The 15,172-nt window shown below is 51.8% G+C and carries 10 protein-coding genes; 2 read left to right on the plus strand and 8 right to left on the minus strand.

The window, feature by feature from the left end; all coding sequences use genetic code 11:
- The 8 genes from asnB to NSU18_RS08065 form a co-directional block, all read right to left on the minus strand.
- Complete coding sequence (asnB, locus tag NSU18_RS08030) at positions 1-1,773, minus strand: asparagine synthase (glutamine-hydrolyzing) (protein WP_341020611.1); 1,773 nt, start codon at positions 1,771-1,773, stop codon at positions 1-3.
- 32 nt (positions 1,774-1,805) lie between these two features.
- Complete coding sequence (locus NSU18_RS08035; RefSeq protein ID WP_341020610.1) at positions 1,806-3,626, minus strand: KamA family radical SAM protein; 1,821 nt, start codon at positions 3,624-3,626, stop codon at positions 1,806-1,808.
- A gap of 11 nt (positions 3,627-3,637) precedes the next feature.
- The gene (locus tag NSU18_RS08040; protein ID WP_341148733.1) at positions 3,638-4,657 is read right to left on the minus strand and encodes a hypothetical protein; all 1,020 of its coding nucleotides are present in this window, start codon (positions 4,655-4,657) and stop codon (positions 3,638-3,640) included.
- Positions 4,658-4,701: 44 nt separating this feature from the next.
- Positions 4,702-6,201 carry an AMP-binding protein gene (locus tag NSU18_RS08045; RefSeq protein ID WP_341020607.1) on the minus strand — a complete coding sequence of 500 codons (1,500 nt, stop codon included), beginning with the start codon at positions 6,199-6,201 and terminating at the stop codon, positions 4,702-4,704.
- Positions 6,202-6,205: 4 nt separating this feature from the next.
- Entirely contained in the window at positions 6,206-6,451 is a 246-nt protein-coding gene (locus tag NSU18_RS08050) for an acyl carrier protein (protein ID WP_341020605.1), read from the minus strand.
- Between the two features lie 26 nt (positions 6,452-6,477).
- On the minus strand, positions 6,478-7,689 hold the full coding sequence (locus NSU18_RS08055) for an electron transfer flavoprotein subunit alpha (RefSeq protein ID WP_341020603.1): 1,212 nt from the start codon (positions 7,687-7,689) through the stop codon (positions 6,478-6,480).
- Positions 7,690-7,701: 12 nt separating this feature from the next.
- Positions 7,702-8,478 carry an electron transfer flavoprotein subunit beta/FixA family protein gene (locus tag NSU18_RS08060; protein ID WP_341020602.1) on the minus strand — a complete coding sequence of 259 codons (777 nt, stop codon included), beginning with the start codon at positions 8,476-8,478 and terminating at the stop codon, positions 7,702-7,704.
- Positions 8,479-9,170: 692 nt separating this feature from the next.
- The gene (locus tag NSU18_RS08065; protein WP_341148735.1) at positions 9,171-11,831 is read right to left on the minus strand and encodes an adenosylcobalamin-dependent ribonucleoside-diphosphate reductase; all 2,661 of its coding nucleotides are present in this window, start codon (positions 11,829-11,831) and stop codon (positions 9,171-9,173) included.
- Positions 11,832-12,256: 425 nt separating this feature from the next.
- On the opposite strand from NSU18_RS08065, the gene NSU18_RS08070 reads away from it, so the two are divergent.
- Both NSU18_RS08070 and NSU18_RS08075 read left to right on the plus strand, forming a co-directional pair.
- The gene (locus tag NSU18_RS08070; RefSeq protein WP_341148736.1) at positions 12,257-14,002 is read left to right on the plus strand and encodes a DEAD/DEAH box helicase; all 1,746 of its coding nucleotides are present in this window, start codon (positions 12,257-12,259) and stop codon (positions 14,000-14,002) included.
- Positions 13,999-15,069, plus strand: coding sequence for a YqhG family protein (locus NSU18_RS08075; protein ID WP_341151004.1), 1,071 nt, complete (start codon positions 13,999-14,001; stop codon positions 15,067-15,069). The genes NSU18_RS08070 and NSU18_RS08075 overlap by 4 nt, the downstream gene beginning before the upstream one ends.
- Positions 15,070-15,172: the final 103 nt, after the last annotated feature.

Genomic DNA, 15,172 nt, shown 5'->3' on the forward strand with positions numbered 1-15,172 from the left:
TCACACTCCAAATGTCTTGTGCCATAGCTCCAAAGCGATTAGTGCATGAGCCGTTCGGAAGATGGCCAGATTATCAAGCTTCGTGTAATCTCCGGTTTTGTTCAAAAAATCGCTGACCTTCTTCCGGTCAAAATAAGCCGCAATTTTCGAATTACCTGAATGCATCAGCTCAAGCGCCATATTTCTTTGCTGGAAGAGAGATTTGGGATCAACGGGAAAAGGAAAAGGCTTCTTCTTCCTGCTAACGATCTCATCCGGGAGAAAGGCCTTGCTTACTTCTTTCAAGAACCATTTCTCTGTACCGTCTTGGATTTTCAGATGGGAGGGCAGACGCGCTATCTGTTCGACGATCCGATAATCCAGAAACGGCACCCTTACCTCTACACTGGATGCCATACTCATTTTGTCCTGCCGTTCCAGCATTTCGAGCAAATAGACCTTCAGGAACATATAAAGCACTTTGTTGATGGTGTCACCTGTACTGAATTGGTTCATCATCCGGTTGATCGCGAGACTCAGACGTTGCCTGTAATGAGTGGATGTCTCCATCGCTGGGTCCAACAGACCGGAAACCTCTTCATAATATGGGGACCACGGAAACTGGTTCATCCGGCCGATTGATTGCTCTTGCAAAAAGAAGAAATACCCTCCGAACAGCTCATCTGCGCCTTCCCCGGAAATGACAACTGTGGCTTCTGCCTTTACCTTCTGATACAGCAGGTACAGGGACGGTGTTGTCAATTCAACCGGCTTCTCCATATGCCAGGTGACCTTCTCCATGATCCCTGAATATTCAGAGGGATCGAGTACATATTCGTGATGAGTCGTCGGCAGGCGTTCTGCGAGCAGGCGGGCATAGTATGTATCGCTGTTTTGGAAATTCATCTTTACATTATTGGTGAATTCAATCGAAAACGTGTTGAGGCGGGAAGGTGAAGCGGCAGAAGCCATCGCCGTCAGCAGGCTGGAATCTAAACCTCCGCTCAGTAAAGAGCCGAAAGGCACATCACTCATCAACCTCATTTGTACCGATTCCGTCAACAGGTCCACGAATTCGTCCTTCCACTGTTCCAGGGAGCCCGGGGAATGATCCGAATCCAGATTCAGCTCCCAGTAAGGGGCAAGCCGCATTTCACCGTTGATTAAGGTCAGTGTGTGTCCGGGAGGAACAGCGTATATGTTGCGGAACATAGTTCGCTCATCCAGAATTGCAGTACTGAACAAATATTCGGGAATAGATCCGGGTTCAAGCTGAACAGGTACGTCAGGATGTTGTAGAATCGCTTTGATCTCTGAAGCAAATACAAAACAGTGATCGTCCATATAGTAATAAAGCGGCTTCACTCCCATACGGTCACGGGCAAGAAGCAAGGTACCTCTAGAGGGGTCCCACAAGCCAAAAGCGAACATACCGTTGCACTTCTCAATCCACCCGGTTCCATATTCCTCATAACCATGGATAATGACTTCTGTATCACAATCCGAACGAAAGCGATGCCCCTTTTGCTGAAGTTCCACCTTGAGTGCCTTATAATTGAATATTTCACCGTTATAGGTAATCCAGACTGTGTTATCTTCATTGCACATCGGCTGTTGTCCGAGGCTCAGATCTATGATGGATAGCCTGCGGTGACCAAGCCCCACATGGCCGTCAATATGGGTTCCGCAGCCGTCAGGCCCCCGGTGGAACATTACATTATTAATGTTTGTCAGTACGTCTTGCGAGACAGGTTGCTCCCTGTTCAAATTATAGATTCCGCAAATCCCGCACATGGTGCACTCCTTCCGAAGCCGCTAAAGGCAGCTTAGTAGTAATACCAAATCGTATCGTAATCGCGAGAATCCTCACCCATCTGCTCAAGCTCAGCCAAGTAATCGGCAATGGGCTTGTCTTTGTATATGTAGGTATTGACAGGGGCCATGTATTTCTCCCATGGATAGAACTCATAAATTCTGCTGCCATCGCTGTGAATCATAATCACATCATGATCCTGCCATGAATTCAGCTCGTTTTTTCCGAGTGAAGGGATATTAAACACAGGCTTGTCGGTGCGTACGGTTCCGGGCATGAGCCGCGCTTCCTCTTTCTGCTCCTGCAGCAAGCGGGCGATCGGTACTTTGTAATCCTCTGTCTCCTCTTTCCCCTTCAGATTAAACAGATAATACGGCGTGATTCCGATGCTCTTCAGGCTCTCCCGCAAGAAACATGTCTCAAATCTTCTGCTGTTATAGAGCGTATAGACCTGCTGATTGAGGACATCAATACCAATTCGCTTCAGCTTCCCGACGGCTTCTGCCATCTCCCAGGAGATCTCATAGGCATGTTCGACATGGGTAATGATTGTAATCGTCTGGTGGGGAGGGTTATGGTAACGTTCCAGTATAGCAAGCAGCTCATCGTCGATTCTCATCGGCATGGTCACGAGGGTCCGCGTGCCAATCCGGATTCGCCGGATATGCTCCATCTCCCGGAAGCTCGACAAAATCGACTGCAGCTTTGTATTTCCAAGCGTTAACGGATCTCCTCCGGTAATGAGAACCTCATTGATACCGGTATTGCTCTTGAACCATTCCATTGAGCCCTTCAAATCGGCTGGCAGGGGGTCGGCAATATCCTGATAATCATCGGAGAGTTCCCAGTTCCGCTGACAATACACACAGATTTGCGGACACCACAGAAACGGCTTTATGATGGCCACCTTGGGATATCTTCGGGTAATATGCTCTTCCGGCGAAGTATCAGCTTCCCGCATGAAATCAAGGGCTTCCCTTGAACCGGTTGTTTCATCCAGCATCTTGTGAACATAATTACTGCTCGGGATTACCTGTGCCCGCAGACATGAATCGCTTCCGCCGGATATACGCTCACGATCCATCAGAGACAGATAGAAAGGGGTAATCCCAAAAGCCAGGCCATGCTCGGTAGCTTCGCGGATGCCATGGTCCTCCTCGTCTGATAAGGCTATGACCGACTGAATATCGCCGCTTTTCCTGTAGATTTTTCTCAGATGCCATTTGTATTCGTTCCAGTCCTCCAGTGAACCGTCCAACTGCTGTAAAATAAGGTCTCTTGTCTCGTTTCGTCTGCCGATAATATCCGGCTCCAGTCCCGAACGGTACCCATTCTTCTTCTTAATATACTGGTACTCATCCGTCTTGCCATTCAGGTAATGAGAGCGTACAATCGCTGCCTCCCGGCCCTGCAGATGGATAAATTCAGGCACCTCGCGGATACATATGCCGGATTTGGAATAAATGCCGGATAATCCGATGACCCCCTTATACAGATGCATAATATCCTCCAGGAAGGCATCGCTGATCTCCGGCCACTCGCGTTCCCGCCAATGCGTTGTTGCCAGGTGGTATAGCACCGTAAGGCAGCTGTGGCCGCTCTTCTTTTCACTGCTCAATGAAATAATTGTCCGGAATACATGGATGCAGTCGCGTGTATTCTTCTTCTCCAGAGGATGTAGCTGGCAATTCGCATCCATAATGGCCATTTCACACTGGCTGAGATAGGAATAGAGCTGTTCTCTGGCAGCTGAGACTGTCGGGCTGAGTACGAATATGCGCAAAATCTCCGGATTGGCATCCAGTAATTCCGATATTTTCTCTCTTGAAGCCATAGCCGTTCCACTCACCTTTGTACGGATTTTTGCAACAGGTCTGCCAGCGCTTCCTCTACCTCTGCGGCAAGCTCATCCGACTTGCGGTCCGGGTCCTGCACCCGCTGCAATGCTTCTTCGCGGCTGATGATTCCCTGCCTGACCAGCATGCTCATCTCAAAATCGTAAGGATGGAAGTGATATGTCTCACAATGCTTTTTGATTCCCAGTGAATTGAGCTTACAGTTCGTCGAATTCGGGTCGACATCCGTTGGCTTTCTCCATCCTAATGCTCTGATCTCCTGATAGATCACGTTCTCGTCATATCCGATGATCGGAAAGATATTGATCACATAAGGAAATGGCTTCGTCTTATACTCTGCCGGAGTCAGCATGAGCAGGTCATACAAGCTGTCATTCCCGATCTGCTCGACCAGAGGCTTGAACAGGTTTTTCCGCAGCCCGAAAGGAATCTTGTTGTCCTGATAAATCAGTTCACTCTCAGACTGGATCAATTGCCCCGGGCTGTTGCCCAGCATGACCATGGGAATGTGCTTCTCAATAGCTACTCTCAACGCCATTGTCGATACCATACGGATACAAGAGATGCAGATTCCGCTTCCGAACTTGGTGAGATGATCGGGGTAGATATGAGGGACGCAGCTTTCGGCGAACATCTGATTTAAGGAGCCTTGTCCCGGCTTTACGATCAGATGATCTACATTCAGTGTATTCAGTACTGTGCGCATATTCTGGAAGGAAGTCTCTGACATAAAGCCGTTGTCGAATGTAACGGCCAGTATGGAAAGCTGATAACGTTCTTGCAGGAGTTTAATTAAATAGGTGCTGTCCTTACCGCCACTGTAAGCCACGAGAGCATCATAGCTGCTGCCCTCCAGTGCTTTGCTGACCTGAATGATGTTCTCCAGCTTTTCTTGTATATGCTCTCCCGCTGAAAAGAGGATTTGTCCTTCGGCCTCCTGGCAATAGTGACACACGCCCTCGGAATCAAAATGAATCTCCGGGAATGTCTCAGGTAATATACATCTCACACAGCGTTTCATGTAATAGCCCTCCCTTACCTGTATGCCAGTCCTCATAACTCAGACCGGTTAATCTTGAAAGTAGCGGTTCTTGGCAGCTCACTCACGAATTCAATGGAGTGAGGCACCATATAATGCGGAAGATGCTGCCTGCTATACTGAATGACTGCTTCCTTACTTAACATGCATTGATTGCCGCTTATGATAAGCGCCTTGATCCGCTCGCCGGATTCCTCAACCCAAATCCCAGTAACAGCCACCTCTTCAATCCCATCCATACGGAGCAGTACTTCCTCAATCTCTTCGGGACTGATGCGAAACCCCATTGACTTTAGCATCATATCCTTACGGCCTGCAAAATACAGATATCCGTCCCCGTCACGCTTTGCCAAATCACCGGTATAAAGCGCCCGGCCGCGAAAGCGGCGTTCATTCTGCTCTGGATTGTTCCAGTAGCCAGGCGAAATGAACGCCCCTTCATGAACGATTTCACCCACTTCGCCCGGGGCGCAATCTTCTCCCTGCTCATCTAAGATTCTTATCGTTACTCCAGGCAGCGGTTTGCCGATAGACGAGGGTTTGCGCTCGAAATCTTCCGGCGGCAGGCAGGTAGAACGGAACGCCTCGGTCGTTCCATACATCATATAGAATCTGGTATTGCTCAGAATCTGTCTGAGCCGCATTAAATCATCATGAGGGAACACTTCCCCGATAATTGACACATACCGCAAATGCGGATATTGATTCCTGGAGAAAGGAGAATGGCGTTGAAGGAGCATCCGCCAGAATGATGGGACCGCATGAAAACCTGTGATGCGCTGGTTCAACATCGTGTTTACAATATCTTGAGGAAACAGCGATTCCTGAAGTACAAGTGTTGCCCCCACGTAAACGGAAGTGAATAGCTGGCTTAACGCTCCGTCGAAGGAAAAGGGGGATACACTGATAATCCGGTCCTCTGAATGATTCTCCAGTACCTGTGCCGAAGTAACGGTAGAGTCAAGGAAGATGCCATGTGTGACAATGATTCCTTTCGGCTTTCCTGTAGAACCTGAGGTATAAATGATGGCAGCCGGGTCCTCACGGCTAATCCCGCTTACTGGCGTGAAGTGGTCTGGCAGTCCTTCAATAATGTCATGGAAGCCTCCAGGCGTTAACGGGTCCGAGAAGATGGGGACAACCTCCGCAGGCTCCCCGCTTTTTAAATCCGACTTATTCCATATACCCTTCTTGGATTCATGCAGAAAGAGCAGCTTCATCCCGCAATCCCGGATGATATGCGCCAATTGCTCCTCCTTGAAATGCGGATTAAGATGAACAAATACAACTCCAGCCTTCATCGCACCAAAGATTACTAGCACTTCTTCAACACATTTTGTTGAGAAGATACCGACCCGGTCTCCTTTTTCCACACCCATAGACACCAGGAAACGGGCAACCCGATTTGATGCCTCCTCCACTTCACGATAGGTGTAGTGCCGTTCAGCCGCATAGAAGCCCGGCTTGTCCGGAGTTTCTTCCGCCGTCTTAGTGAGGGCCTCATGGATGAACATCCCGTTACTGCTCCTTGGTCTTTCTTTCGACAAGGCTAACCAGACCATCAATCGTACCAAAATGATGCATATCCACGTCCTCATCCGACAGTTCAATGCCAAAATTGTTTTCCAGATAGGAAATGATATCTAGCACATCCAGGGAAGTTAGCAGGCCAAGCTCAAACAGATTCGCAGAGCGGTCCTGTATATCCTCATTTGTGATCTTTTGAATATAAGCCGAAACATCTTCCAGTAATACGTTATTCATGGTTACACCATCCTCCAGATAGGTTTTTAAGATTTAAGTGTCAAGCTTTTCCCCTTCACATACTCCGTAATCCTTGGAATAATCTTCTCTAACTCTCCTACAAATCCATAAGAAGCATATTGAAAAATAGGAGCGTTGCGGTCAGTATTGATTGCGATTACAGTTGCGGACTTCTCCATCCCTACGATGTGCTGCAGGGCGCCGGAGATTCCGCAGGCAATGTAGACACGTGGTTTAACCACTTTACCGGACTGTCCAATCTGATGCGATACATCCAGCCAGCCGGCTTCGACAACAGCCCGGGTCGCCCCGACCTTGGCGCCAAGCGCTTCCGCCAGCGACAGAATTATCGGGAGATTCTCAGCCTTGCCGATCCCGCGGCCTACGGCCACAATAACATCCGAGTCTGTAAAGTCGCTTAACCAACGCTCAATCTTCCGAACCTCCAATACTTCATAGAACGACTGAGAAGTAGATATATGACCAGACCAATTCTTCAGTTGTCCGCAGAAGCCTTCGATCTGCTCCGCTGGCTCAAAAGCACCTTCTTTCAAAGTCGCCATTTGCGGTCTGTGCTGTGGCATATGAATACTCGCCATTACCGAACCGCCAAATGCTGTTCTCGTTGCCACCAGCGTACCCTGCACGCTATCGAGATGAACATCAATACAATCGGCACACAATCCGGTATGCAGTCTTGCCGCAACGCCGGCCATGATGGAACGCGCATGCCTTAGTCCTCCTGCCAAGACAATTTCAGGCTTCATAATCCCTAACAATTCAGCAATCCATTGAATGCGAAGATCCTCGGCGTAATAGCCAATACCTTGCTGTTCCACGAACCATAGCTCGTCCACACCATACCGGGCGAACTCGCTGGCAAGCTCATGTGTATGCTCACCGATAAGAATGGCATAGATTTTCAGATCACTTTGCGCCTGCAGCCGCCTCGCAGCTCCAATGACTTGAAGAGCGGATAAGGATAGTTTGTCATCACGGGATTCGAGATACAGGCAGATGCCTTTACATTCTTGCCCTGAGCTTGTCTGCATCCCAGCATCTTGTTCGTCCTGCTCATTGAAGATTGCTTCCATGGGACATGTATCCTTACAGACACCACATTGAAAGCATACAGATTCGTCTATAATCACCCTTCCATCGCTGACAGTAACAGCCTCAAACAAACAGACTGCCTTACACTTCAAACAATAGCTGCACTTGGACTGTATAATCTTCATATGAAATCCCCATCACAATTGCAGTACATGAGATACAACCTCCATAAATTCACTTGGATTACACTCATCAAAAAATTTCGTGGAATTTACTCGCTGGTGATTTTTTTCACAATTAACGGTATGAAGCACTTGGGTTGGCGAGCCTGACTTACCCACATTAGCAGAATTCAGCGGCAGATCTTCAGCTGACCATATCGTTATTTCTGCCCGGGCAGCTGCTATTCTTCCCCGGATAGATGGTATTCGTGGAGTATTGCAGCTTTTTCTTACAGCTAACAATGCAGGAGTGGGCAGCTTAACAACCAGCCTGGACTCTTCGTCTGCTTTTTCAATAAGGACCGATTGGGGATGAAGGGCGTTAATTTTCTCTACTCCGATGATATGCGGAATGCCAAGAAGCTCGGCAATGCCAGGTCCTACCTGCCCCGTCTCCCCGTCAACGGATTGTTCTCCTGTAATAACGATTCCGAAACTGCCCAGCTTCTGTATGCCCGCTGCAAGAATGCAGGAGGTTGCATAGGTGTCAGAGCCGGCAAACTGTGGTGAAGATAATAATACCGCTTCATCTGCGCCCATCCCCAGCAGTTCTCTTAATTGCTCCTCACATTTCCGGGGTCCCATGGACAGGCAAGTAATGTGTCCGCCATATTGTTCCTTCAGACGAAGTGCTTCCTCTAATGCATTTAAGTCATTGGGATTGTTGAGAAGGTGATAAGCCTCCCTGTCAAACTCACTATCTGCACTCGCATGAATATCCGGTACCTGTTTGATGCATACGACGATTTTCATCTAGCCCTCCTCATACTCAAGTTTTGTCTTATGTATAAGCACAAATGATAGATTAACAAATTAAGTAAACTTTGTATCATCAATCCTATCATTAATAAAATTCAAAATCTGTCATTAAATGTCGATTGAAAAATTTTCACTTTTTTATCACAAAACATCCCTCACTATATTGTTGATCATGCTGAAAGTACAAGGTGTATGATTAATTTTGCAGGTATTTAGCAGAGGATGAAGTTGGTTTTTGGTTACGTTGAAGACAGCCACATCATAGTTTATTCTATCGTCATCAATCATACCCGGGCTTCCATCTAACTGCTAGGTGGACCTATTGGAGTCAAATTAACATCTACGGTAACTGCGTTGTTCATGCGACTGTTAAGGAGAGGGAGATTCACTTATCAGGTCGTTTAATAAGTTAGCGAGCGGCGCCTCCGTCTCCGCCACTACTGCTCTTTCCTTGAATAATCCAATGTCTTTGACTCACCTCGAGACCTCCATTTCCGGTAAGATAATCTATTCCGATTTACATGAATCCCGCCAATAAGAGAGAATCTTAAAATCATTGTACGCCTTAAACTTAAGCTTAAAGCAACAGCTTTTTGGAAGCGGTTGATGTTCTTTGGAACGTCAAACAGCCCCCACCTTGTTATTAAGATGAGGGCCAGTATTAGTTACAATCTTCTATCCTCGGCTCAACCGCACCGGCTATACCCGCAATTCCCGCAAGTCTTACACCCCTCAATATTAATCAGCGAGGCGCTGCCGCAGGAGGGGCAGAGATCCCGCGAAGCAGTAGCGTGGCTGTGCGCGTCATGACCGCCGTGGTTATCGTTGGTGGCTGCCGCAGGAACGGTAGATTTCAGCTCAGCGCTCAGCGCCTCATTGAAATCAAGCTCCAGCGTAGCCGCGATAGGTGCTGGGATATGGTCGTCATCGGCATTGTTCAGCACATGGGTCTCCAGGGCCTTGGCTACCGCATCAGCGATGGACTCGACGCGGTTCGCGCCGAAGCCGATAGCGCCAGAGCCGCCGATGCCCTTGAGGTGCTTGATCAGCAGGCCGACCTTCTCGCCGTGGTCGCCGTAGCGCAGGAACAGCGAGCAGACGCGGCCCAGGGCTTCCGCCATGGCGAAGACATCAGAGCCAGCCTTGCCCACGTTCAGGAAGATTTCGGCCGGGATGCCATCAAGGTCATTGATCGTGATATACGCCATGCCGAACGGCGTGTTGATCTTATAGGTCGCTCCGCGCAGCACCTGCGGGCGCTTCTTGTATTGCTTGTCCACTCCGCTGGCCGCCGGCTGTAGACCCGGAGCAGCTTCCATAGTCATTGGCTTTACGGCCACAGTAGCCGGAGCTGCCGATTCGACTTCTTTTTCCACTGTTTCAACTTCTGCCCCAGCATCCTTCTTGTCTTCCTTCTTCGCCGTTTCCAGTACCTGCACATCACGGCTACCATCGCGGTAGATGGTCACGCCTTTACAGCCCAGATCGAAGGCCATCTCATACAGTTCGGCGGTCTCTTCCACCGTGAAGTCGGACGGGCAGTTCGCGGTCTTGGAGATCGAGCTGTCCACCCAGCGTTGGATGGCGGCCTGTGCACGGATATGATCCTTGGCGGACAGGTCCATCGAAGTGACGAAGTATTCCGGCAGCTCCTCTCCCGGATGGGCTTCCAGCCATTCCTGGGCGATCGGCACGAACTGCTCGTCATAGCCGAGACGGCTCTGGCGGAAATATTTGAAGGCGAAATACGGCTCGATGCCTGTAGATGTTCCGACCATAGTTCCAGTGCTGCCTGTAGGAGCCTGGGTAATAACAGTCACGTTGCGCATGCCATGCTTGCGGATCGATTCGCCAACCTCCGGATAGACCTCAGTAATATTCCGCATGAAGCCGCTCTGCAGATATTTGTCGGTGTCAAACGCCTGGAACGAGCCCTTCTCTCCTGCAATCTCAGCCGAAGCCAAATAGGCCTCGCGGGCCATGAAGCCGTAGAGCTTGTCCAGGAACTCCAGCGATTCGGGGCTTCCGTAGCGGATATTCAGCTTAATCATCAGCTCAGCCAGTCCCATGGTGCCGAGGCCTACGCGGCGTTCGAGCTTCTGGTTCGCTTCATTTTCCGGGAAATGATACGGCGTCTTATCGATAACATTGTCCAGGAAGCGGACGGAATACCGGGTTGTTCTCGCCAGATCTGCCCAGTCCACATCATGGTTTTCGGCATCGTAGAACTTGGAAAGATTGACGGCAGACAGGTTGCACACGCCCCAGCCGGGCAGGCCCTGTTCACCGCAAGGATTGGTACATATGATCGGATTGAAATACCAGCTATTAGACATCTGATTATAATACTCCATGAAAACAACGCCCGGCTCTGCCGATTTCCAGGCCGATTCGATAATCGTCTGCCAGATATCGCGCGCTTTGACGGTACGGTAAGGAATGACGCGGCGGTTGTCGGCCTTCCATTTATCGAGATCGCCGTCCCACAGGGTGTCGTAATCCGGGTCAGTCGTGTCGGGGAAGACAAGCTCCCAGTCCAGATCCTCCTTCACGGCCTTCATGAAGCTGTTGCTCACGCATACAGACAGGTTGGCGTTCGTCACCTGGCCCATCGTCTGCTTCACAGTAATGAAGTCCAGCACATCCGGGTGCCAGTCGTTAATCATCAGCATCAGCGCGCCGCGGCGGCTGCCGCCCTGTTCAATCAGTCCGGTAGTGTAGCTGAAGAGGCCGCCCCAGGACACAGAGCCGCTGGAGGAACCGTTCACCCCACGGACAATAGCGCGGCGCGGACGCAGCGAGGACAGATTGATGCCAACCCCGCCGCCGCGGGCCATAATCTCGGTCATCTCGGAGAGGGTCTCCATGATGCCGCCACGGCTGTCTTTTGGAGAGGGAATGACATAGCAGTTGAATAACGTAAGCTCTTCGCTTGCTCCGGCGCCAGCCGCAATCCGCCCCCCGGGAACCAGCTTCCAGTCATCCAGAATGGAGCGGAAACGGCTTGTCCACTCCTCCTGAAGCTCGGGCGTCTTCTCTACTGAGGCCATCGCAGCCGCAAGACGGTCCCACATCTCCTCCGGTGTCTTCTCAATGTTCAGCGTCAGCTTCTCGACATCCGACTGCACCAGCTCGCCGCTGCGGGTTCGGACCGTAACGATCCGGCCTGTGCGCTCCACAATTTCACCGACCTCCTTGGTCGGGAACTTCGGATCATCCTTGGTCAGGACCAGCACCACATCGCCTACCTTGGCATTATTGCTGTCCGCGTCCTTCCAGGCGTAACGGTCCAGGAATATTTTCTCGCTCAGACCCTCTAGACGCTTGTTGTGTTCCACTGTACTCAATACCAAAACCTCCCGGGAATGTAATAGTTCATGCTTCCGGCGGCAAGGCAGCCGCAGCCTGCTTGTCCGGCGAAAGCTCCTTTTGTCAATAACAAACTGCCGGATTAAATCCGCATACCCGCTAAATTTCATGCTTTTGTAACAATATATGGTGTGCGTTAACTTTTAAACTATACCACATGTTGTGGATAGAGGTCTTTTTTGAAAAAGCAGCCCCAGGCAGGAATAACGGAAAATTGGGAAAAGAAAGGCTCATTTCCTCCCTCTTTCTCGCTTTTTTGCAGGGCACCGGAACTGAAAGCTTTCAAGGCGGATTACAGCGTTCCTCTGTGAATTCCATGCGCCTCTGGTTATGAAATCTCTCTGAAACGAGCATACTACTGCTACGCATTTCGATATGAAACTGCGACGGAGGAGGCTGCAACATGACGCAATTATTCCGCAATTCCTTGCCCCAAGAGAAGGTAACTTCTGCGCCGCTGCTGCCTGTTCCTCTATCTTTTGAGCGTAACTGGCTGCATGATCTGGAATCGAGACTCGATAAAGGCGGGCCGTGGGGCGACTGGCGCTTATCCCGCCTTGCTGTGCAGGGAGAGCAGTCGGGGCTGGTGACCAGCTTCGATGAGCTGCAGTGTATGAAGCATCTGTCCGGGCTGTCTCCCCTTCCCCATCAGCTGGATACGGCGCACAAGGTGCTGTTCGAGATGTCGGGAAGGGCGATTCTGGCCGATGAAGTCGGACTTGGCAAGACCATCGAAGCGGGGCTTGTGCTGAAGGAGTATCTGGTACGCGGGCTGGTGAGCAAAGTTCTGATTCTGGTGCCGGCCTCGCTTGTCCTGCAATGGGTGCGGGAGCTGAATACGAAGTTCGGAATCTCTGCCGTAGCGCAAAAGAAAGCCTATTCCTGGGGCAATGACATTGTCGTCGCCTCGATGGATACAGCCAAGCGTGACCCGCATAAGGAAATGCTGCTGAGCCAGGAGTATGACATGCTGATTATCGACGAAGCCCATAAGCTGAAGAACAAGAAATCGACCAATTATCAGTTCGTACAGCAGCTCCGCAAAAAATATTGCCTGCTGCTCACCGCCACCCCCGTGCAGAACGATCTCGGCGAGCTGTTCAATCTGATTACGCTGCTCAAGCCGGGTCAGCTCGGGAATCAGGGCGATTTTGCTGCCAATTTTGTGGTGGATAAGCGTCAGCCCAAGAATGAGGTTCAGCTCCGGGGCGAGCTGTCCAAGGTCATGATCCGCAACCGCCGGGGCGAAGGCCCGGTGAATTTCACCAAGCGCAAGGTGCGCAATATCCCCCTCACCCTCTCCGCAGAGGAGAAGGCGCTGTATGATGGCGTGACCGCTTTTGTCAAAGAACAGTATCAGGAGGCAGGCGGTAATCTCAGCAGTATGCTCTCCCTGGTCACGCTTCAGCGCGAGGTGTGCAGCAGCCGGGATGCGGTGTTCGTTACGCTGGTGAATCTGATCAAGAAGCTGCCTGCCGATTCGCCGAAGCGTGAGCGGATGATGGGGCTGCTCCAGACGATCCGTACGGTCAAGACGAATACCAAGGCGGAGAAGACGATGGAGTTAATCCGCGATATGAACGAGAAGGTGATCGTCTTCACGGAATACCGGGCCACGCAGGAGTATCTGCTTCAGTATTTCCGTGATCATGGACTGCAATGTGTAACGTACTCGGGCGGGATGAACCGCGGCAAAAAAGACTGGATGATGGACCTCTTCCGCGGACGCGCCCAGGTGATGATTGCCACCGAAGCCGGCGGCGAAGGGATCAACCTGCAGTTCTGCCACCATATGATCAATTTCGATCTGCCGTGGAACCCGATGCGGGTCGAGCAGCGGATCGGCCGGGTCCACCGGCTCGGTCAGGAGAATGATGTGGTCATCTATAACCTCTCCACCGAAGGGACGATTGAAGAGCATATCCTCCACCTGCTGCATGAGAAAATCAACATGTTCGAGATGGTCATCGGCGGGCTGGATGTCATTCTGGAGCGCTTCGAGCAGAAGGGCTCGCTTGAGAAAAGCCTGTACAAAATCGTGCTCGAAGCGGGCAGCGACGAGGAGCTGCGCAGCGGGCTGGATACGATCGGCGATTCGCTCAGTGAACTGACCCACGCGGGGCTGGATGATAGCGGGGTGCTGGGCTGATGCTGACGCCTACAGAGGTGCGCAAGCAGGTCATGGATTATCTGGAAGCGACCGAATGCACCATTCTTGAATCCTCTCCGCTGCATGTGACGGTGAAGCTCTCCCCGCGCGCGGACCGGATGCTGACGGACCGCCCTTATTATTGGGGCTTCGTGGAGCGCACGGGCGTAGATCCCGAGACCCTGTCCTTCAGCTTCGTTTTCGACCCGCAGAAGTACGATGAACTGGCCGCGCAGGCCGCTGCGCCTGCGGCCCGCCCGCGCGGCGGGGCCAGCCGCCCGGCAGGGGCGGGAGCGCCGCCGGGTCTGGCCGGGGCAGCGGATGCCGAAGCTGCTGCGGAGCCGCTTGGCGCAGCGCAGGCGCAGGGAGCGGCGCTGCCGCCCGGGGTATCGGCTGCGCCGGAGGACAGCATCCTCGCGCGGTACTTCGGCATCGTCCCGGCGCTGCCGCGCCTCGGACCGGGCATGATCCGCCGCGAGGACGTAACCTACGGCAGCAAGCGCCTGCGGCAGATCTGGTCGGCGGCGCTGGACGAAGGCCGGTGCCTACAGCTGTTCGAGGACCCTGGCCTCAGGCAGCGGACCACCCTGTTCTCGGCCGCCTACGAGCCGTGGCTGGCGGTCTGCTACAAGGTCGAGATGACCTGTGACCTGAAGCGCGAGGAGCTGCATTTCATCGCGGTCTCTTTGACCACCGGGCTGATCGTTCCAGACTTCGAGGCCCGGCTGGCCGGCAAGGAGCTGACGCCGCGGCTGCCGGAGAACATTCATGTCCAGCCGTTCGAGCTGGGGATAACGGACGGGGCCGACCGGCTGGAGGGATATCTGACCTCGAAGCTGGCACTGCTGGATTACACCTGGGCGGAAGAAGCCCGCGAACGGCTGGAGCTGGAGCTTAGCATCGTGGACATCTACTACGCAGAACTGCTCAAGGAGCAGGATGAGGAGAAGCGCCTCGCCGTAGAGGAGCAGTTCAACCGCCGCCGCCAGGAGACCTCGTGGCAGTATGAGCCGCAGATTGCAGTTTCTGCCGTCACTTACGGATTGTTTCATCTGCGCAGCACATAGAATGTGACCCCGTCCGCTAAAAGCAGGCAAAAAAACAGCGAAACTCCCGCCGCCCGGCGCGACAGCAAGCAACAGCCTTTTCAGGGCTTGTCCCCTACAATGA

Source organism: Paenibacillus sp. FSL H8-0048 (genome assembly GCF_038002825.1).
Lineage (GTDB): Bacteria > Bacillota > Bacilli > Paenibacillales > Paenibacillaceae > Paenibacillus_AQ.

What these genes read in the sequence shown, in the direction of transcription:
- asnB (WP_341020611.1), bottom strand. Translation starts at nt 1,773, where the DNA reads ATGTGCGGGATTTGCGGAATCTATAATTTGAACAGGGAGCAACCTGTC.
- NSU18_RS08035 (WP_341020610.1), bottom strand. Translation starts at nt 3,626, where the DNA reads ATGGCTTCAAGAGAGAAAATATCGGAATTACTGGATGCCAATCCGGAG.
- NSU18_RS08045 (WP_341020607.1), bottom strand. Translation starts at nt 6,201, where the DNA reads ATGTTCATCCATGAGGCCCTCACTAAGACGGCGGAAGAAACTCCGGAC.
- NSU18_RS08050 (WP_341020605.1), bottom strand. Translation starts at nt 6,451, where the DNA reads ATGAATAACGTATTACTGGAAGATGTTTCGGCTTATATTCAAAAGATC.
- NSU18_RS08055 (WP_341020603.1), bottom strand. Translation starts at nt 7,689, where the DNA reads ATGAAGATTATACAGTCCAAGTGCAGCTATTGTTTGAAGTGTAAGGCA.
- NSU18_RS08060 (WP_341020602.1), bottom strand. Translation starts at nt 8,478, where the DNA reads ATGAAAATCGTCGTATGCATCAAACAGGTACCGGATATTCATGCGAGT.
- NSU18_RS08070 (WP_341148736.1), top strand. Translation starts at nt 12,257, where the DNA reads ATGACGCAATTATTCCGCAATTCCTTGCCCCAAGAGAAGGTAACTTCT.